The organism is Mesorhizobium sp. A556 (assembly GCF_054489545.1).
Genome location: NZ_JBTMXA010000005.1, coordinates 98,551 through 116,806 on the forward strand (window position 1 = coordinate 98,551; position 18,256 = coordinate 116,806).

Annotated in this window: 22 protein-coding genes; 6 read left to right on the forward strand and 16 right to left on the reverse strand. The window is 63.2% G+C overall.

Features of this window, described 5'->3' with window-relative positions; translation table 11 throughout:
- Positions 1-25 precede the first annotated feature (25 nt).
- From fliP to ACX3P0_RS12730, 14 genes are all read right to left on the reverse strand, one after another.
- Positions 26-757 carry a flagellar type III secretion system pore protein FliP gene (fliP, locus tag ACX3P0_RS12665; protein ID WP_459088930.1) on the reverse strand — a complete coding sequence of 244 codons (732 nt, stop codon included), beginning with the start codon at positions 755-757 and terminating at the stop codon, positions 26-28.
- On the reverse strand, positions 754-1,248 hold the full coding sequence (locus tag ACX3P0_RS12670; RefSeq protein WP_459077983.1) for a flagellar basal body-associated FliL family protein: 495 nt from the start codon (positions 1,246-1,248) through the stop codon (positions 754-756). Before ACX3P0_RS12670 ends, fliP begins: the two co-directional genes overlap by 4 nt.
- 22 nt (positions 1,249-1,270) lie before the next feature.
- Positions 1,271-1,975 (reverse strand): flagellar basal body L-ring protein FlgH, encoded by a 705-nt coding sequence (flgH, locus tag ACX3P0_RS12675; RefSeq protein WP_459088932.1) that lies wholly within the window; start codon positions 1,973-1,975, stop codon positions 1,271-1,273.
- Complete coding sequence (locus tag ACX3P0_RS12680; protein ID WP_459088934.1) at positions 1,972-2,547, reverse strand: MotE family protein; 576 nt, start codon at positions 2,545-2,547, stop codon at positions 1,972-1,974. The genes flgH and ACX3P0_RS12680 overlap by 4 nt, the downstream gene beginning before the upstream one ends.
- A gap of 11 nt (positions 2,548-2,558) precedes the next feature.
- Positions 2,559-3,803 (reverse strand): flagellar basal body P-ring protein FlgI, encoded by a 1,245-nt coding sequence (locus tag ACX3P0_RS12685; RefSeq protein WP_459088936.1) that lies wholly within the window; start codon positions 3,801-3,803, stop codon positions 2,559-2,561.
- Positions 3,800-4,312: a flagellar basal body P-ring formation chaperone FlgA gene (gene flgA / locus ACX3P0_RS12690; protein ID WP_459088938.1), complete on the reverse strand. Its 513-nt coding sequence runs from the start codon at positions 4,310-4,312 to the stop codon at positions 3,800-3,802. Before flgA ends, ACX3P0_RS12685 begins: the two co-directional genes overlap by 4 nt.
- Positions 4,313-4,318: 6 nt before the next feature.
- Positions 4,319-5,107, reverse strand: coding sequence for a flagellar basal-body rod protein FlgG (gene flgG, locus ACX3P0_RS12695; RefSeq protein WP_459077988.1), 789 nt, complete (start codon positions 5,105-5,107; stop codon positions 4,319-4,321).
- Positions 5,108-5,117: 10 nt separating this feature from the next.
- A complete protein-coding gene (locus tag ACX3P0_RS12700) occupies positions 5,118-5,444 on the reverse strand; it encodes a flagellar hook-basal body complex protein FliE (RefSeq protein WP_459077989.1) in 327 nt (108 codons plus the stop codon).
- 2 nt (positions 5,445-5,446) lie between these two features.
- Positions 5,447-5,860 (reverse strand): flagellar basal body rod protein FlgC, encoded by a 414-nt coding sequence (flgC, locus tag ACX3P0_RS12705; RefSeq protein WP_459077990.1) that lies wholly within the window; start codon positions 5,858-5,860, stop codon positions 5,447-5,449.
- A 2-nt stretch (positions 5,861-5,862) separates the two neighbouring features.
- Positions 5,863-6,243 (reverse strand): flagellar basal body rod protein FlgB, encoded by a 381-nt coding sequence (gene flgB / locus ACX3P0_RS12710; RefSeq protein ID WP_459077991.1) that lies wholly within the window; start codon positions 6,241-6,243, stop codon positions 5,863-5,865.
- Positions 6,244-6,322: 79 nt separating this feature from the next.
- Positions 6,323-7,048, reverse strand: a complete 726-nt coding sequence (locus ACX3P0_RS12715; protein ID WP_459088940.1) for a hypothetical protein — start codon at positions 7,046-7,048, stop codon at positions 6,323-6,325.
- Positions 7,035-8,438: a flagellar protein export ATPase FliI gene (fliI, locus tag ACX3P0_RS12720; protein WP_459088942.1), complete on the reverse strand. Its 1,404-nt coding sequence runs from the start codon at positions 8,436-8,438 to the stop codon at positions 7,035-7,037. The genes ACX3P0_RS12715 and fliI overlap by 14 nt, the downstream gene beginning before the upstream one ends.
- A gap of 10 nt (positions 8,439-8,448) precedes the next feature.
- The gene (gene flgF, locus ACX3P0_RS12725) at positions 8,449-9,171 is read right to left on the reverse strand and encodes a flagellar basal-body rod protein FlgF (protein ID WP_459088944.1); all 723 of its coding nucleotides are present in this window, start codon (positions 9,169-9,171) and stop codon (positions 8,449-8,451) included.
- Between the two features lie 7 nt (positions 9,172-9,178).
- On the reverse strand, positions 9,179-11,608 hold the full coding sequence (locus ACX3P0_RS12730; protein WP_459088946.1) for a DUF1217 domain-containing protein: 2,430 nt from the start codon (positions 11,606-11,608) through the stop codon (positions 9,179-9,181).
- A 140-nt stretch (positions 11,609-11,748) separates the two neighbouring features.
- Between ACX3P0_RS12730 and motA the strand changes: the two genes are divergently transcribed.
- From motA to ACX3P0_RS12760, 6 genes are read left to right on the forward strand one after another with little or no spacing between them, the layout of a single operon-like run.
- Positions 11,749-12,624 (forward strand): flagellar motor stator protein MotA, encoded by an 876-nt coding sequence (gene motA / locus ACX3P0_RS12735; RefSeq protein WP_459088948.1) that lies wholly within the window; start codon positions 11,749-11,751, stop codon positions 12,622-12,624.
- A complete protein-coding gene (locus ACX3P0_RS12740; RefSeq protein WP_459088950.1) occupies positions 12,621-13,592 on the forward strand; it encodes a FliM/FliN family flagellar motor switch protein in 972 nt (323 codons plus the stop codon). Before motA ends, ACX3P0_RS12740 begins: the two co-directional genes overlap by 4 nt.
- 40 nt (positions 13,593-13,632) lie before the next feature.
- Positions 13,633-14,019 (forward strand): flagellar motor switch protein FliN, encoded by a 387-nt coding sequence (gene fliN / locus ACX3P0_RS12745; RefSeq protein ID WP_459088952.1) that lies wholly within the window; start codon positions 13,633-13,635, stop codon positions 14,017-14,019.
- Positions 14,020-14,053: 34 nt separating this feature from the next.
- Complete coding sequence (locus ACX3P0_RS12750) at positions 14,054-15,067, forward strand: flagellar motor switch protein FliG (RefSeq protein ID WP_459088954.1); 1,014 nt, start codon at positions 14,054-14,056, stop codon at positions 15,065-15,067.
- Between the two features lie 19 nt (positions 15,068-15,086).
- The gene (flhB, locus tag ACX3P0_RS12755) at positions 15,087-16,148 is read left to right on the forward strand and encodes a flagellar biosynthesis protein FlhB (protein ID WP_459088956.1); all 1,062 of its coding nucleotides are present in this window, start codon (positions 15,087-15,089) and stop codon (positions 16,146-16,148) included.
- A gap of 30 nt (positions 16,149-16,178) precedes the next feature.
- Positions 16,179-16,616, forward strand: a complete 438-nt coding sequence (locus ACX3P0_RS12760) for a hypothetical protein (protein WP_459088958.1) — start codon at positions 16,179-16,181, stop codon at positions 16,614-16,616.
- A gap of 105 nt (positions 16,617-16,721) precedes the next feature.
- Here ACX3P0_RS12760 and ACX3P0_RS12765 read toward each other — a convergent pair whose 3' ends face one another.
- Positions 16,722-17,507 carry a response regulator transcription factor gene (locus ACX3P0_RS12765; protein ID WP_459088960.1) on the reverse strand — a complete coding sequence of 262 codons (786 nt, stop codon included), beginning with the start codon at positions 17,505-17,507 and terminating at the stop codon, positions 16,722-16,724.
- Complete coding sequence (locus ACX3P0_RS12770; RefSeq protein ID WP_459088962.1) at positions 17,504-18,214, reverse strand: helix-turn-helix transcriptional regulator; 711 nt, start codon at positions 18,212-18,214, stop codon at positions 17,504-17,506. The genes ACX3P0_RS12765 and ACX3P0_RS12770 overlap by 4 nt, the downstream gene beginning before the upstream one ends.
- Between the last annotated feature and the right edge of the window lie 42 nt (positions 18,215-18,256).

Here is an 18,256-nt window from a genome sequence, read left to right on the forward strand (position 1 = left end):
ATAAGGGCTGGGTCAAGCCCGGCGTTCAGTTGAACGATCGCACCAGGCTGCCGACCAGCAGGTTCCAGCCGTCGATCAGCACGAAGAACATGATCTTGAACGGCAGCGACACCACGGTCGGCGGCAGCATCATCATGCCCATGGCCATGGTGATCGTGGCGACGATCAGGTCGATGACGAGGAACGGCAGCACGATCAGGAAGCCGATCTCGAAGCCGCGCCTTATCTCGGAAATCATGAAGGCCGGAACAAGCACACGCAGATCCACCGTGTCGCGCGCTACCTGCTGGCCGCGTTCGCGGGCGAGGTCGGCGAAAAGGTCAAAGTCCTTGTCGCGCACGTTTCGCAGCATGAAGGTGCGGAACGGATCGGAAATCTTTTCGAACGCCTCTTCCTGCGTGATCTGGTTGGCCATCAGCGGCTTGACGCCATTGTTCCACGCTTGGTCGAAGGTCGGCGCCATGACATAGAAGGTCATGAACAGCGAAAGCGAGATCAGGATCATGTTGGCGGGCGTCGACTGCAGGCCGATACCGGCGCGCAGGATGGAAAAGGCGATGACGAAGCGCGTGAAACTGGTGACCATGATGAGCAGGCCGGGCGCCACCGACAAGACGGTGAGCAGGCCGAACATCTGGATGATGGTGCCGACGGTGCTGCCGTCCGCCTGGGCGATGCCGCTAAGGTCGATCTGCTGGGCAGAGGCGACGGAAACGGCGGCAAGGACGATGGCTATGCTGGCGAGGAAAATTTTCATTCAAACAACAACGTCCGGATAAGCACAGCCTTCACATGGCCGCCGCTGCGAATGGATGCGCGTTCCTGCAGGTCGGCCTTGAGGTGCTGGTAGCCGCTGGCGCCCTCTATCTGATGCAGCTTGAGCGTGCGCACGAAAGCCAGCAAATCCTCGTGGACCGCCCGCGCCATTTCCGGAGGCTGGGGCGCGTCGAACACGATCGATGCGTCGAGACGAACCCAGACGGTGTCCGGGGAAGCTAGATTGGTCGTGATGGGCGCCAGTTCGACCAGAAGTGCGGCGGCGTCCGGCCCATGGGATTCGGAACCGGCCTTATCGTCTTCCTGCCTCTCGGTAGCAGGCTTGACGCTGGGCGGAGCTTCCGAACTTTTCAGGTAGGAGCCGGAAAGCCAGCCGATGCCGAGCGCAGCAACGGTCATGGCGGCCAGCATCGCTACCTGGACAACCGTCGAGGGACCGTTTTTCGAGGGCGCTTGTTCCACGGTTGCCACGGCCGTCTTGCCTCTCGCCATTTCAGAACGGCAGCACCTGGTCCAGCAGTTGCTGGCCATAGGCCGGCTGCTGAACCTCGGTGATGCGGCCACGGCCGCCATAGGCGATGCGGGCCTCGGCGATGCGCTCGTAGGAGATCGTGTTTTCCGCGCCGATGTCGGACGGGCGCACGATACCGGCGATGGTCAGCACCCTCAATTCAGCGTTGACGCGGACTTCCTGCGAGCCCTTTATCATCAGATTGCCGTTGGGCAGCACGTCGGTGACAACGGCCGCTACATTGAGATCGATCGATTCCGAGCGTTCCGTCGCGCCGTCGGCATTGGTCTTGGTGGCCGAATCGAGACTGCCCTTGCCCTTGCCGCTGGTCGAATAACCGTCCCAGCCGAGGTCCGCGCCAAAGCCGAGCGAACGCGTTGCGGTGCGGCTCCTGTCGTTCTGGTTCTTGAACTTGGCCTTGTCGTTGATCCTGATCCTCACGGTGAGGATGTCACCTTCCCTGAGTGCGCGTGGATCGGTGAAAAGCCGGCTCTGGCGGTCGTCCCACAGCGAGAATTTCCTGACAGGGGTCGAAGGCGTTTCGGGATAGCGATAGACCGAGGTGCTGCCGTCCTCGATGCCGGAACCGACCGGCGACAGGGCCGGCTCCTTGCCGACCTCCCTGAGATCGGTGGCGCAACCGGAAAGGCATATGAAAGCCAGCAGCATGAGGGATTTGCGGATCATGAGGGGTCTACTCTGCGGACAGCGCTGGCCATGATGCCGGTGAGGGCGGCGGCTGCCTTGCCGTCCATTTCATTCAGGATGACGCTGGCCTTGCGCGTGTCGAGTTTCATCAGAATTGCGGCGGCGAGATCGGCATCGACGATCGCCAGGCGTTCAGCGGCTGCGTCGGGCTTCATCCCGGCATATATCTCGACGACACCGTCTTGCGCCCGCGCCAAAAATACCTCGCGCCGTTTCAGCCATGTTTCGTATTCCGCCTTCTTGGCATCGAGCGCCTTCATGCGGGTGTCGATATCGGCTTGCAACTGCTTCAGTTCGGCTGCCTGAATTGCATAACGGCGGTCGCGCGCCGCGTCGGCGATGTTGGAGCAGAAGCGCTCGACCTCGCTTTCGTCGCCGGTGGGCGGGGTCACCCTGGCCAGTTCCTGAGGCGCTGGCGCGGCGGCGGGCGCGCCAGGCAATACCTGTCGAATGGTTTGCGCATGCGCGGCACCGGATGCGGCGAGCATGGCGGCGAGCGCCACAGCAAGGCCGCTGCTGCCGGAAAAAGGATGATGCGAGACGAGGGTCATCGGCAAGCCTCTCATTGGACGACCAGATCGGCCTGCAAGGCCCCGGCCGACTTGATGCCCTGAAGAATGGCGATGATGCCGTCAGGCTTGACGCCGAGCCTGTTCAGCCCCGAAACCAGCGTCTCGAGATTGGAACCATCGAGGACGGCAACCCGCGCGTCCGGCTGCGTCGCATCGATGGCGGTGTAGGGTTCGATCGCTGTTTCGCCGTTGGAGAACGGTTCGGGCTGCACCACCTTCGGGGCTTCGGTAATGCGCACGGTCAGCGTGCCGTGGCTGATGGCCACCCGCGAAATCTTGACCTCGTTGCCGATCACGATGGTGCCGGTGCGCTCGTCGATGACGACGCGGGCCGGCGTGTCCGACTCGACCATCAGGTTCTCGATCTCGGCGTAGAAGCGCGCCGCCGAAATGCCCTTCGGCTTCTTGACGGAAACGGTGCGTGCATCCCGCTCTGCGGCGACGCGGACGCGGAAGCGCTGGCCGGTATAGTCGTTGATGGCGTCGGCGATGCGAACGGCGGTTGAGAAGTCGGGGTTGCGCAGTTGCAGGGTCAGGACCTGCTGGTCGCCGAATTCCGCATCGACCGCGCGCTCGACGATGGCGCCGTTAGGCACCCGTCCGGAAGTCGGCACGCCTTGCGTCAATTGTTCGGCCTGCCCCTGCGCATTGAAGCCGGAAACGATGACGGAACCTTGCCCCACGGCATAGATCTCGCCATCCGCGGCCTTCAGGGGGGTCATCACCAATGTGCCGCCCGCCAGCGACGTGGCGTCGCCCATGGAGGAAACGTCGATGTCGATGCGGGCGCCCGACTGGACGAAGGGCGGCATGTTGGCCGTGACGATGACGGCGGCGACGTTCTTGGCGCGGGCGCTGCCGCCCTGCGTCGCGATGCCGAGGTTTTCCAGCATGGCGCGGATCGATTGTTCGGTAAAGGGCGAGTTGCGCAGGCTGTCGCCAGAACCCTGCAAGCCGATGACAAGGCCGTAGCCGACAAGCTGGTTGTCGCGCGCACTTTGCAATTGCGCGATGTCCTTGATGCGCGAGGCGACCTGGCCGGGCGGCAGCGAACTTGGGCCTGTCGACACCTGGAACATGCGCGCCGTGGTTTTCGGATCATAGTCGGGATCGATGGACGCCGCGCCGTTCCTGGCCGCAAGCTCGCGCTTGGCCCTGGCCGTCAGCCCATCGGCAAGGGCAGGCTGCAGGCAAAACGCGGTCGCGGCCAGAAGAAAGACGAGGCAGCGCTTCATGACGCGCCGACCCGAACGGTGCCGTCGGCCATGACTGTGCCGGAAAAGACCTTGCCGCTGTCGATATTGCGCACCTTGACGAAATCGCCGGTAGAGCCGGGTTCCAGCGTCACGGCCGCAGCCGAGATGGTCAGCGGACCGACGGCGAAGATGACCTGGACCGGCGCACCCCGCTCGACCACCCACGGCTCGCGAATGGCGTTGATGGGGATATAATGGCCGGGCAGCAGCGTGCGCTTGGCGATCCGGCCGTCGAGTTGGTCGACTTTCGTGGCTACCGAGGCAGGCTTGCGCTTGCCTGGCACCAGCGTCACTTTCTTCAGGGCTGCGAGCGCGATGGTTTCGCCGGGATAGATGACCCGGTTGGGGATGAGCACGACTTCGCTTGTTGCCTGTGTGCCCGAAACCGCCGCCGCGTTGTCCTGCGCGAAGGCAGGCACGCCGACCGCCAGCAGCGCCCCGACAAGGGCTGCACGGCAAGAAGCGAAGCGGAGGATCGGCAGCAGCACGGCTCGTTACCTGATGCTCTTGGATACGACGGAAGCCATGTCGTCGGCCGCCTGGATGACCTTGGAATTCATTTCATAGGCGCGCTGCGCGGAAATCAGCTCGGTGATTTCCTTGACCGGGTCCACGTTCGAGGCTTCGAGATAGCCCTGTTCGATGGTGGCGTAGCCGGGATCGCCGGGAATGCCGATATTGGCGGCGCCGGATGCCGGCGTTTCCTGGAACAGATTGTCGCCAAGCGGGGCAAGGCCCGCCTCGTTGGCGAAGTTGGCCAGCGTCAACTGACCGAGATCCTGAAGGTCGGTCTGGCCGTCGATGCGGGCAAATACCTGCCCCGTCTTGTTGACGATGACCTCGACGGCGTCTTGCGGAACGGTGATCGCCGGGATCACGGTCGCGCCGTCGACCGTCACCAACTGGCCGTCGGCATTGGTATTGAAAGCGCCGGCGCGACTATAGAGCGTGGAGCCGTCGGCGGCTTCGATCTGGAACCAGCCCTTACCGGTGATAGCCAGGTCGAAATTGTTGCCGGTGCTTGTCAGTGAGCCTTGAGTGTGGACGTTGCGGACGGCAGTGGTCTTGACGCCAAGACCGATCGAGACCCCTTCCGGAACGATCGAGGAATTGGCGCGGTTGGGCACGCCCTGCGTGCGGTCGACCTGATAGAGCAGGTCGGAAAATTCGGCCCGCGCCCGCTTGTAGCCGGTGGTGTTGATATTGGCGATGTTGTTGGCGATCACTTCCAGGTTCGTCTGCTGGGCGTTCATGCCGGTGGCGGCGATGGCGAGTGCTTTCACGGAAATTCCCTCAGATGCTCATGCGGCTGACGTCGAGATAGGCGGAAACGATCTTGTCGCGGATGGCGACGGCCGTCTGGAGTGCCTGCTGTGCGCTCATGACCGCGTCGGCAACCTCGCGGGTGTCGGCGTCGCCTTTGAGCGCCTGCAGCGAAACCTGTTCGGCGTTCTGCAAGGTGTCGATCGTCTTTGTGGCGGCCTGCTTCAGCGCGTCGGTAAAGGACGTGGCGAAACTGTCGCCCGACAGCGGTGCGGCACCGCCCTGGAACAGGCTGGTTGCCGCATCCGTGCCGCCGATGGCGGGTTTTAGTTGAAGAGCGCCGATGCCGCCGATCATGCCTAGTTCCTCATCAGGTCAATGGTCATGGAAATGAGGTCGCGCGCCTGCTTGATGACCTGCAAATTGGCCTCGTAGGAGCGGTTGGCCTCCGTCATGTCCGCCATTTCGACCAGCACGTTGACGTTGGGCATCTTGACGTAACCCTTGGCGTCGGCGGCCTCGTTGCCGGGCTGGAATTCGACGGGAAAAGCGGAATGGTCGCGGTCGATCGCGCTGACATCGACCAGCGAAGCGCCCGAGGCGCGGTCCAGTTCGGAGACGAAGCTGATGGTCTTGCGGCGGTACGGATCGGCGCCCGGCGTCGAGCCGGTCGACTGGGCGTTGGCGAGGTTTTCCGAAACGACGCGCAGGCGTTCGGACTGCGCGCCGAGGCCGGATGCTGCGACTTTCAATGCGGCGGAGAGCGCGTCCATGGTCAGCCCTTCACCACGGTCATCATCATGGTATGGAAGGCCTTGACGATGGCCGTGTTCAGCTCGAAGCCGCGGCGGACCTCGCCGGCCTTCACCAGTTCGTCTTCGACCACGACGGTGTTTTTCGAGGGCAGGATCGCGCCGTTATATTCCTGCTGGCGGATGGTGTAGCCGGCCTGCGTGGCGCCGGTGCCGAGATGACCGGATTGCGTTGCGCGCAGTGACACTTCGGACTGATCAAGAACCTTTTCGAAAGGCTGGACGTCGGTGGCGGTGTAGCCAGGCGTGTTGGCGTTGGCGATGTTGCCGGCAATCGACGACTGGCGCACGGCGAGCCATTGCGCCTGCTTGGTTGCAAGACCGAAAAGGTTGACGGGCTCCATGAGAATCTCCGGGCAGGTTGCCGCAGACTACGTCGCCAGTCTTGCGCGGGCCTTGCGCAGGTTCTCCCGGATCAGGCCGCTATTTCGTCAGCGCGACGACGCGGTTGGTGCTGGTGACCAGAACCCATTTGCCGCCACGCTGTTCGATGGAGGCGACCTTGCTGTTGTCCGGCAGCGTGGAGCCGGGCTGGACGATCCACAGGCCGGCATTGTCCTCGATCATGGCGCGGCCATTGGCGACATGCACCAACTGGAACTCGGTATGTTCCGCGGGGAAGGGCTGCTGGTCGAGGCCGGGCGCCTTGTCGGGGTCCTCCGGTCTTTCGGCAGGCGTGCCGGTGGCGAACAGATCGAGGTTGCGGGCCGACATATCGGATGATGGATCCGACGCGATGCCCATGGGACGATCCGACATGACCATCCGGCCGCTCCTGTTGCCGTGGCCGCCCAGCTTGAAACCGTGGCTGCTGAAGCGGATGTCGTTGTAGAAGATGTACCAGGGAAACAGCGCGCAGATCAGGCCGAGCGTGACACCAAGCGCGGCAAGCACCAGGTCGCTGCGCCGGTCGGATTTTATCTTCGGTTTCGGAAACTGAGCCTGAGGCGGCGACGGCCAGTCTGCCGCGAGCAAATTTTTTGCACGGGGAGCCGCGCCGTCGGCTGGCGTCTTGCCCGGCTGCTTTTTCGCGAAAAGCCCTGAAAGCAGGGAGCGGCGGCTTTCTTCGACGCCGCCTTCGCCAACCTGCTTCTCGGCAAGCAGTTCTTGTAGCACGCGCTCGGTGCGCTGCCGTTCACTCTCCGGCATCGGCATTCTGCTTTACCTTCAAATGACGGGCGAGATCGGAGAACGGATCGGCGGAGGGCCGGTCCTTCGGCGATTGGGTGAGGGCTTCATAGATGAGCGGAACCTGCAGAACGGCCATGTCCAGTTCGGCGTCGACGCCGCCCTGGTAAGCCCCGAGCAGGCGGATGTCGCGCGTATCCTCGAATCGGGAGATCATCGATTTCAGTTTCGTCACCAGTCCCCGCTGCTCGGGGCTCCAGGCCTTGCCGGCAAGGCGCGAGATGGATGACAGCGGGTTGACGGGCGGATAGCGGCCCTGCTCGGCGATGGCGCGGTCCAGCACGACATGGCCGTCGAGGATGCCGCGCACCGAATCGGCGACCGGGTCGTTGTGGTCGTCGCCGTCGACCAGCACGGAAATGATGGCGGTGATGGAGCCTGTTCCCTCGACGCCCGGTCCGGCCCGCTCCAGCAGCTTGGGCAGGTCCGTGAACACGGATGCCGGATAGCCGCGCGCGACCGGGGGCTCGCCGGTCCCTGTCGCTACCTCGCGCAGCGCGTGCGCAAAGCGGGTAATCGAATCCAGCACCAGCAGCACGCGATGGCCTTGGTCGCGGAAATGCTCGGCCACCCGCATGGCGGTGTCCGGCGCGCGCCGGCGCATCATGGCGCTCTCGTCGCTGGTGGCGACGACGGCAACCGTCTTGGCCATGCTTTCGCCGATTGTGTCCTCGAGGAATTCGCGCACTTCGCGGCCGCGTTCGCCGATCAGCGCCACTACCACGGTATCGAATGCGTCGGCGCCGGCCAGCATGGCGAGCAGCGTCGACTTGCCGACGCCGGAGCCGGCAAAGATGCCGAGACGCTGCCCAAGGCACAGCGGCGTGAAGATGTCGATGACGCGCACACCGGTCATGAACGAGGTGCCGACGCGCTGGCGCTCCATGGCGCCCGGCGTGGCATCGTTGCCGGAGCCGGCATCATCGCCCCGGATCAGTGCCGGCCCGCCGTCGATGGCGCGCGCAAGCGCGTCGATGGCGCGGCCGCGCCATGAGGCATGCGGGTTCACCGTCAACGGGCCGCGGCGGAATACGGCATCGCCGATGCCGGCGTCGGCGCTGCGCTCGAAGGGGGCGACCACCACCTCTTCGCGCGCGATCTTGATGATCTCGCCGCTTTTGGTTCCTGCCTGGCTGCGGTGCTCGACGACGTCGCCGAGCCGGGCGATGCCGGAAAGGCCGTGCGCCTTGTAGTGGGTGGGAGAGACCTCCACGATCCGGCCGCCGCGCCGCAGCAACGTTTCCTCGTCGCCGAAACGGCGCCAGACATGCTCAAGCGCCGACAGCGAGCCCTGCGGGTCGGCATCGACGGCGCGTTCCGCCACGCGCACCAGGGGCTGGTCGGGCGACATTCAGGCGGCGCTACTTGGAGCCGAGCGCCTTGATCGCTTCGTCGCTGGACGAAGCGACCTGGCGCATCAGGGCCGCGGTGTTCTCGAAGGCACGCTGAACCTGGATCAGCCGGGTCATTTCGAGAATCGGGTTGACGTTGGATTCCTCGATGAAGCCCTGCGCCATGCCGGCGTCGGTCCGGTCGACCACCGGTTCCGGCTCTCTTGCCGGCACGACGCCTGAATTGCCGTAACGGACAAAATTCGGGCCGGGATCGAAGTCGAACAGGCCGATGGTGCCGACCGACTGCGCGCCCTGGCGCAGCGAACCGTCCGCCCCGGCCTTGGGCGGACCGCCGCGTGGATCGAGCTGGATCGGCGCGCCGCCGGCATCCAGTACCGGATAGCCTTCGATCGACATGAGCTGGCCGTTCTCGTCCATCGAGAAACGGCCGTCGCGCGTCATCACCGTACCGGCCGGCGTTTCTATGCCGAACCACGCGTCGCCCTGGATGGCGAAGTCGAACGGGTTGCCGGTCTGGGTCATCGCGCCATGTGCGCCCGACAGGAACGTCTTGCCCGTGGAAGCAAAGGAAACGGACTTTTGCCCGGTGCCCGACACGACGTCTTCGAATTTCACCCCGGTGGCGCGAAAGCCGACGGTCGAGGCATTGGCGACGTTGTCGGCAATGGTGTCGAGGCGGCGTTCCAGCGCGATCTGGGCCGATAGGGAGACGTAGAGACTATCCTGCATCGGGTCCTCAGTATCTCAAATTCTGCATGGCGATCATCAGATCGGTGGAAATGCCGATTGCGGTCGGCTGCGCAAACAGCACGCTGACCGAAGTCACCGCGCTGGAGGTGGGGTGGTTGATTTCATAGAGGCTGGTGAAGCGGGTCAGGAACTTGTCGAGTTTGACCGGATCGGTGAAATCGGCGATGTCCAGTTTGCTTTCGAAAAGTGCTGCCTGCCTGTCGATGTCGGCGGTAGCGAAGGAATCGGGCAGGCCGAGCGCGGTGCGCACCACGGAAGCCAGCGCCTTGTCGGCCAGTACATCGTACCAGTTGGTGATGTCGGGCGCCTTGCGTTCGAAGTTGAGCGCGAGGCGCACGCCGTCATTGGTCTTGCCCGCGTTTTCTTCCAGCGTCTGGCGCATGTATTTGTCGACGGCAGGCTGGCCCGCGGCGACATAGGTCGTCGCCTCCTCGCCATATTGCTCGAAGTTGAAGGCGGATACGAAGGCCGCATAACGCTTGTCCGAAAGCTTGTTTGCGGGGCTGTCAGGGTCCTGGACGCCGCCTTCGAGCAACGAGCGCAGGTGGGCCGGGTTCTCGGTTTGCGGATCGAGCCCGAAAGAGGAAAGGGCGTAGTTGAGCAGCCGCTTGTCGGCCATCAGGTCGTCGATGGCCGTGAGCTTCGTGACATGGGTCTGGTAATAGTCGGTTTCCGCCTTCACATAGCTGTCCGGCGGCTTGACCAGGCCAAGCGCGTTCAAGGTCGTATAGCCGGCAGGCGTGGTGTCGAGCACGACCGATCGGGACGTGGCGTTGGAACCGTATGCCTCGAAATTAAAGGCATGGACGAAGGCGCCGTATCGCTTGTCGTCAAGCTTGTTGGCCGGGCTGTTGGGATCGCTGACGCCACCGGTCAGCATCTTCCGGATCGTCGCCGGGTCCTCCAGGGACGCGTCCAGCCCGTAAGCCGCCAGGGCGTAGGTCAGCAGGCGCGTGTCCGCCATAAGGCCGTTGATCGACTTCACCTTGGAGATGTTGGCGCGGAAATAGGCGGTTTCCGGGTCGGCGTTTTCGATATGGTAGCGGGGGGTCTGCTCGATCACCTCGAGGCGCGACGTCGTCGCGGCTCCGTAGTCGGCGAAGTCGAAGGCGGCGACGAACGCGGCGTAACGCTTGTCGGTCGACTGGTTGGCCGGGCTGCTGGGATCGCTGATGCCGCCCAAGAGCATGGTGCGGACACGGTCCAGCGGCTCCTTCGTCGCGTCGAGCCCGTAGGCGGCCATCGAATAGGTCAGCAGGCGCTTGTCGAGGAGCAGGTCGTTGACCGACTTCACGCTGCCGATATTGGCGCGGAAATAGGCGTTGTCGGGATCGTCGCTCTGAAGGTAGAGAGCCGGCGTGGCCTGGGTTACCTCGTCGCGCGCGGTCGTCGCCGTATCATATTGCGAAAAGTCGAAGGCTCTGACGAACGCAGCGTAACGCTTATCGGTCAACTGGTTGGCGGGACTGTTCGGGTCGCTGACGCCGCCCGCCAGCATGTCGCGGACTTTGACGGACGATTCCGTTTTCGCATCGAGGCCGAAAGCGGACATCGCGAAAGTCAGCAGGCGCTTGTCGCCGATCAGGTCGATGATCGAGGTCACCTTGCCGATATTGGCGTTGTAGTAATCGGTTTCGGCCTGCATCGCGCTCGAGCCGCCGCCGGGCAGGGTGAGGCCGGTTTCCTTGAGATAGGCTTGCGGGGTTTGCGTGAGCACGGCGCTGCTCTGCGTGGTCTGGTCACCGTGTTGAGCGAAGTCGAAGGCCGAGACGAAATTTGCGTAACGCTTGTCGGCAAGCTGGTTGGCTGGGCTGTTGGGATCGCTGACGCCGCCCTCCAGCATCTGCCGCACGGTGGCTGGCGGCTCGGCGGCGACGTCCAGCCCGAAGGCGGCCATCGCGTAGCCGAGCAGGCGCTTGTCGCCCATCAAATCGTCGATCGACTTCACATTGCCGATATTGGCGAGGAAGTTGATCGTTTCGCCCCGGTGGCCGTCGAGGCCGCCTTGCGTGGCGTTAAGCTCGACCTGGATCGCAAAATTCTTGGTCACGCCCTGCTGGGCCATATTGTAGGACGTAGCCGTTTCGCCGTTCTTGGCGAAATTGAAGGCGGAGACGAACTGGGCGTAGCGCTTGTCGGTCAGCTTGTTGGCAAAACTGTCGGGGTCGCTGACGCCTTCATTCAGCGCCTTGATCATGAACGCCTTGGCGTAGGCCATGTCTCCCAGCCCGTAAGCCTTCATCGCATAGTTGAAGAGGCGGTAGTCGTTGACGAACTCTTCCGCGCTTTTCACCTTGGTGATATTGGCGAGATAATAGTCGGTCTCGCGCTTGACCGCGGGCTGGATTTCGACGCTGTCGATCGCCTTGGGAATGTCACGCGCTATCAGTTGATAGCTCGTATAGGTGTTTATCATGGCGCGTCTCCGGCCGAATCTATCCGGAAGATAACCGAACTTCCTTGCGCGAAACTGAATCGGCCCCCGCCTGCGATTCAAGCCTCACACAAGGCACGCGTGCGATTCGATACGCTTGACGTGAGTCGGAAGGATCGGCCGTGGGCATTCTGATCGGATTGGTAGTGACGCTCGGCTGTGTGCTGGGCGGCTTCATGGCCATGGGCGGGCATCTGCAGGTGCTGATCCAGCCTTATGAAGCGGTCGTGATCTGTGGCGCCGCCCTTGGAACCTTCATCGTGGCCAATTCGATGAAGACGGTAAAGGATACCGGCAGGGGCATCGTCGAAGCGCTCAAAGGCTCCGTCCCCCAGGAACAGGATTATCTCGAAACCCTCGGCGTGCTGCACGCGCTGATGCGCGAATTGCGCTCCAAATCGCGCAGCGAAGTCGAGGCGCATATCGACAACGCCGAGGAATCGGCGATTTTCCAGGCTTTCCCGACCGTGATGAAAAATCCGGACCTGCGCAATTTCATCTGCGACTACTGCCGCATCATCATCATCGGCAATGCGCGCTCGCATGAAATCGAAGCGCTGATGGACGAGGAGATTCAAACGATCCGCACCGACAAGCTGAAAGCCTACCACGCCATGGTCGCAGTGGGCGACGGGCTGCCGGCGCTCGGCATCGTTGCCGCCGTGCTCGGCGTGGTCAAGGCCATGGGCGCGCTGGATCAGTCGCCGGAGGTTCTGGGCGAACTGATCGGCGCGGCCTTGGTCGGCACGTTCCTCGGCATCTTCCTTTCCTATACCGTGGTCGGTCCCATCGCCACCAAGATCAAGACGGTGCGCGAGAAGAAGAACCGGCTCTACGTCATCGTCAAGCAGACGCTGCTGGCCTATATGAACGGCGCGCTGCCGCAGGTGGCGATCGAGTTCGGCCGCAAGACCATCTCGTCGCATGACCGCCCGTCCATCGACTCGGTGGAGCAGAGCACGATGAACACCGGCGCTGCCGAAAAGAAGGCGGCATGAGCCGTGCGGCTGGCGCTAAAGCGACGGCGGACGGCATGACCAGCGCGTCTAGCCCGGCCGAGACTCGTGCCTTCATCATCGAGCGGCTCGTCGGCGACACCGGCGAGCCCGAGCAGGTGATCGCCGCCGCGCGGGCCTTGGCCGAGCGCGCCGTGCCGGCCATCATGGCCGGGATGCACCAGAACATGGCGATCAGCATCGCCATTGAAGTCATCGACGTGGAGGTCATTCGCTTTGTCGAGGCGCGGCCGCCGCAAACAAACCATGCCATGACCATCGCGGCATCCGCGTCCTCGCCCGATGCGCTGGTCCTGTCGATCGACAACGATGCGCTGGCGGTGATCGTGAGCACCCTGTTCGGCGGTGATCCACAGGTTGCGGCAGCGCCCATTGCGCGAGAATTGTCGCCGCTTGAAACCGAAGTCGCGACCATGGTGTTTGAGCAGGTCGCCCAGGCAGTCAACGGTTCCGGCCCGCGTGCCTTCGAATTCAAGCTGCCGCTGCCGCTGGCGATTACCGGAACGGAAATGACCAGGCACCTGTTGCGCGACGGCCCGGGTGTGCGCGTGACGTTTTCCGTGGCGACGCCGTCGTCGCGCGGGACCATGGCGCTGACGATGCCGCAGCGCGTGCTGCTGAAGCACCGCGGCGATACGGGCGCCGCTGCCCGCGACGCGGTTCCCGCCACCGAATGGCGCGACCGCTTTTCCGAAGAAGTCATGCGCTCCACCGTGAACCTCGAGGCGACGATGCCGCTTGGCCGGCTGACGCTTGGCGGCCTTGCCGGCTTCGAGCAGGGCATGGTCATCGAGTTCGATGAAACGGCGCAGACGCAGGCCCGCCTATCAGCGCGCGGCAAGACGCTGTTCGTATGCGAATTCGGGAAACTAGGGCAGAATTACACCGTCCGAATCAGGCATCCCTTCGATGCCGGGCAGGACTTTATCGATGGGCTTTTGCCGGGATGACGCGGTTGCGCCAAAAGGCATTGCTTTCAGGAGACGACGTATGAGCCAGACTGAACCCGAGGCCGGGACCGAGATACCCGACGAGCAGTTGGATCGGGCCATCGAGGAACTGCGTGGCGTGCTCAAGGAAGAAGAGCGGCGTCCCGATGCGGCGTTTCGCGCCGCCGGTGCGACAAATTCCGGCATCATCATGAACATCCCCGTCGATGTGCAGATCGTTCTGGGCAGCACCGAAATGCCGGTTTCGGAGTTGATGGCGTTGCAGAAGGGGTCGACGGTTGCGTTGAACCGCCGCATCGGCGAGCCGGTCGACGTCGTCGTCAACGGCCGCAAGATCGCGCGCGGCGAGATCACGGTGCTGGAAAGCGACCCGTCGCGTTTCGGCATCAGGCTCACCGAAATCATCGCCGCCGCCAAGAGCGCCTAAACGTGGTTGAAGCGGCTGGGCGGGGAGGGGCAGCATGACGCAGTTGGCACTGACGCGCGCGCAAAAAGCCGCCGCCATCCTGGTGGCGATGGGCAAGCCGTCCGCAAGCAGGCTGCTCAAATTCTTCAAGCAAGAGGAACTCAAGGCGCTGATCGAAGGCGCGCGGCTGCTACAAACGATTCCGCAGAGCGTCCTTGAGCAAATCGTCGCCGAATTCGAGGCCGAGTTCACCGAGGGGGCGGGCCTGCTCGATTCGGCAGACAAGATGGATACCATCCTCAATGAGACGCTTTCGCCCGAGGAAATGAGCGCCATCATGGGTGGCAAGAAGCCTGTGGCGACCGATGGCGCACCGCCCCCGATTTGGCCCGACCTGGAAAATCTCGATCCGGCCAGGCTGGGCGCGTTCCTGGCGGGCGAACATGCACAGACATCGGCCATGGTCTTGTCCAAGCTTTCGCCGGAAGCCGCCGCCAAGGTGCTGCTCACGCTGGAGAAGCCGTTGCGCAACGCGGTGATCGGACGGATGGTGACGACGTCGACATTCTCCGACACGGCGACGCGGATCGTGGAGAACCAACTGCGCAGCCGCGTGCTTGCCGAAACGTCGTCGACGGACAATTCGGCGGGACAGGCGCGCGTCGCCAGCCTGCTGAACGAGATGGACAAGTCCCAGCTCGACGAGATCATGCAGGATCTGGAAATGTCCGGCACGCCGGACCTGGCGGCCATCAAGGCCCGGCTCTTTTCCTTCGAGGATATCCTTTTGCTTACCCAGAAGGCTCGCGTGGCGCTGTTCGACGGGCTGTCGAGCGAGTTGGTGACGCTGTCGCTGCGTGATGCCCCGCCAGAGGTGGTCGAAGCGGTGTTGTCGTCGATTGGCGCACGCTCGCGCCGCATGATCGAGGCCGAACTCGGCCAGGGCGTGAACGGCATCCAGCCGGCCGATATCGCACAGGCGCGCAAGACCGTTGCCACCACGGCGGTCGCCATGGCGCGCGAAGGGGCTTTCGAGCTTCCCGCCACGCAGACGGCCGAAGCCGCGTAGACCGCGGGCGGCGTAAGCCATGGCGGATGAAGACAAGGACTCCAAGACAGAAGACGCGACCGAAAAGAAGGTCCGCGACACGATAGAAAAGGGCAAGCTACCCCAGTCGCGCGAAACGGCGCTGCTGGCGTCCTTCCTTGCCATCCTGATCTATACCGTTTTCTACGCCAAGGACGCTTTCGTCGATCTCGGCGTATTCCTGTCGATGTTTCTGGAAAAGCCGGAAGCATGGCCGATGGACACCGCAGCGGATGTCACCTTGCTGTATAAGAGCGTCATGATGGAGATCGGCCGCGCGCTGGTCGGCCTGCTGGTCCTGTTGGTGGTGGCGGGTGTTGGCTCTTCGGTTCTCCAGAACCTGCCGCAATTCGTCGGCGAGCGGATCAGGCCGCAGCTTTCGCGCATCTCTCTTTCGAAAGGCTGGAACCGTATGTTCGGTATCCAGGGCTTCGTGGAATTCCTGAAGTCGCTGGCCAAGCTTGGCTTTGTCAGCGCGGTTCTGGTGTTCACCCTGTCGCAGGAACACCGGCGGCTTTTGGCCGGAATGATTACCAATCCGCTCGAATTCGCCATGGTCATCCGGGGAACCGTTGTCGACATCCTGGTGTCGATCATCTTCGTCATGGTGCTGATCGCCGGCGCTGACCTTGTCTGGTCCCGCTTCAACTGGCGCCAGGAAATGCGGATGAGCAAGCAGGAGGTGAAGGACGAGTTCAAGCAGTCGGAAGGCGACCCCATCGTCAAGGCGCGGCTGCGGTCGCTGGCGCGCGACCGGTCGCGGCGGCGCATGATGGCGGCGATACCGCGCGCAACGCTGATCATCGCCAACCCGACCCACTTCTCGATCGCGCTCAAATATGTGCGCGAGGAGGATTCGGCTCCGCTGGTGCTGGCCAAGGGCCAGGATCTGGTGGCGCTGAAGATCCGCGAAATCGCCAAGGAGCACAATATTCCGATCTTCGAGGACGTGGCGCTTGCGCGCTCCATGTACAAGCAAGTTTCGGTGGATAGTGTGATCCCATCGCAATTCTACCAGGCCGTCGCGGAACTGGTGCGGGTTGTCTATTCGAAGAAAGCTTAGGCAGGTCATGAACGGACGGTCCATCGCACAATGAATCGGCAGCCCCATGCAAACACGCGTGAAATCATCGTGGCCGAGGCCATCGAGCAGGTGGTGCGCGAGCTTCGGCTGATCGATGTCGCCGACTACATCGCCTTCATCCGGCTGGAGCATTTCGCCTGCCTGTCCGATCTCGTGGATTCCGCGGCGGAACTGTTTTTCATGCCCGGCACGCTGAAACTCGGCCATGGCGGCGAAGCCCATGTCGACTGGAGCGGCAGCCCGCGCATCGAACTCGACCTCGAAATGCGGCCGCCGGGTGCTACCGTCTATTTCCAGTTGACGCTGAGCGAGCACGACGCGTCCGTTGTGGTCAACTATGTGTCGTTCGAACAGCCCGACGAAGACCCGGCCCGCAACACCGCGTTTTTGCAGAACGTGATCGACCAGGCGCGTATCCGGCGGGCTGAACCGGCGACGATACGCTAGAGCGGCGGACGCTCGGATAAATCCGAGCTGCCGCTCTATCTTTTTGTTTGAGCATTGGGTTTTCCGAAAACCGGTAACCACTTTTCGGCCCGATGCTCTGGCTCGTTACTCGATCAGGCCCAGCCGCAGCGCCTTGGCGACCGCTTGCGTGCGGCTGACGGCGTTGAGCTTCTGGGCGCATTGGGTGAGATACTGGTTGGCGGTGTGGACGGACAGCTTCAACGCCCGTGCGATGGCTTCGCTGGTATAGCCGTTCGCCGTCAGCTTCAGGCATTCCAGTTCCCGCTTGGATATGGCTCTTGCCTGGCCGCAATCGCCGGGCCTGATGCGCGCCACGGCGGCGAAAAGCGAAAAGCAGCGGGCGTGGATTTCGTAGAGCGCGTCTTGCGGCAGGAAAATTTCCGACCCGAGGAATACAACCAGCCCGCATTGACCGCGTTCGGCGTGAACGGGAAATGCGATGCCGTCGGTGCCCGGCACCAGCGGCGCGATGGGTGAGGCGCAGGAAAGATCGCGGAAGACGGTGTCCGTGCCGGGCATGCCGGTGTCGGCCCACCAGCGCGGCACGGTCGATACGCGCGTATGGCCGACGATTTCCTCTCCGTTATTGCCCGACATGAATTTGGTCGTGACGGCAACGCCGGGATATTCGCTGTCGAAGCAGGGAACGAGGCGCGCCCGCTCCGCCGATGGGCCGATGAAGAACAGCCCGAAACCCGACGCGTTGAGATCGGTGGCGATCCAGCGGCAGCGGCGGACGGCATCGGGGATCGTGATCGTGCAATGCGTTTCGGAACCAGGATTGATGGCGCCGAAGGGATTGCGATGTTGATCGAACGAGATGCCGGTGTCCTGCCCGATGTCGTCCCTGGCTGCGGTGGCGTGGGTCAAATGATGCCGCTCCTGATCGCGGTTGCTATCGCCATGGCGCGGTTCGACGCTCCGAATTTCTGGATCGCATGCGTGATGTAGCTGTTGACGGTATTGGAGGAGACGCTGAGGATGACCGCGACCTCGTCCGTGGTCTTGCCCTCCGAAACCCAGAACAGGCATTCGCGTTCGCGGTCGGACAGCGGGTCCTGCATGGCCGACTGGGCAAGAAGGTCGGGAACCTGGGACAGCGCATAGCAGCATTTCAACTGGGCCTTCATCAGCCCGGTAGGGTCGATGCTGCCGGCCTCAGCCGCCGAGAACAGGATAAACAGGCGCTGGTGGCCGACATTCAGCCGCTGCGAATAGATTTCGGCGTGGCCAAGCACATCGAGAAGGCGCGCTTCCTCGCCGGTAATCAGGCCGGGCGCCTGGCTTGCAAGGAGGGGTTGCGGCCGGACGCCGGGGGCGGCTGTCAGAGGGCCTTGGGCGAGCGCGGCGATCAGCGGCTTGCCGGTCAGTTCAATGGCATCGAATATCCAGTTGGAAGAAACGATGCGGGCATGGTTCCTGTCCTGATCGTGGACGAGGGCGACAAGCATGTAGCTGTCGGCGCCTATTTCCGCGCAAAGGTTCATGAAAAAACCGGTGAGATCGCCGCGAGACGCCAGCCGTGTCATCAGGCCGGTCGCCGGGTCGTTCTCAAGAAGGGCCGCAGAACCGTTCATCTTGTCATCAGGCCAGAATCGCTTCCCATGCCCGGTGCCGGC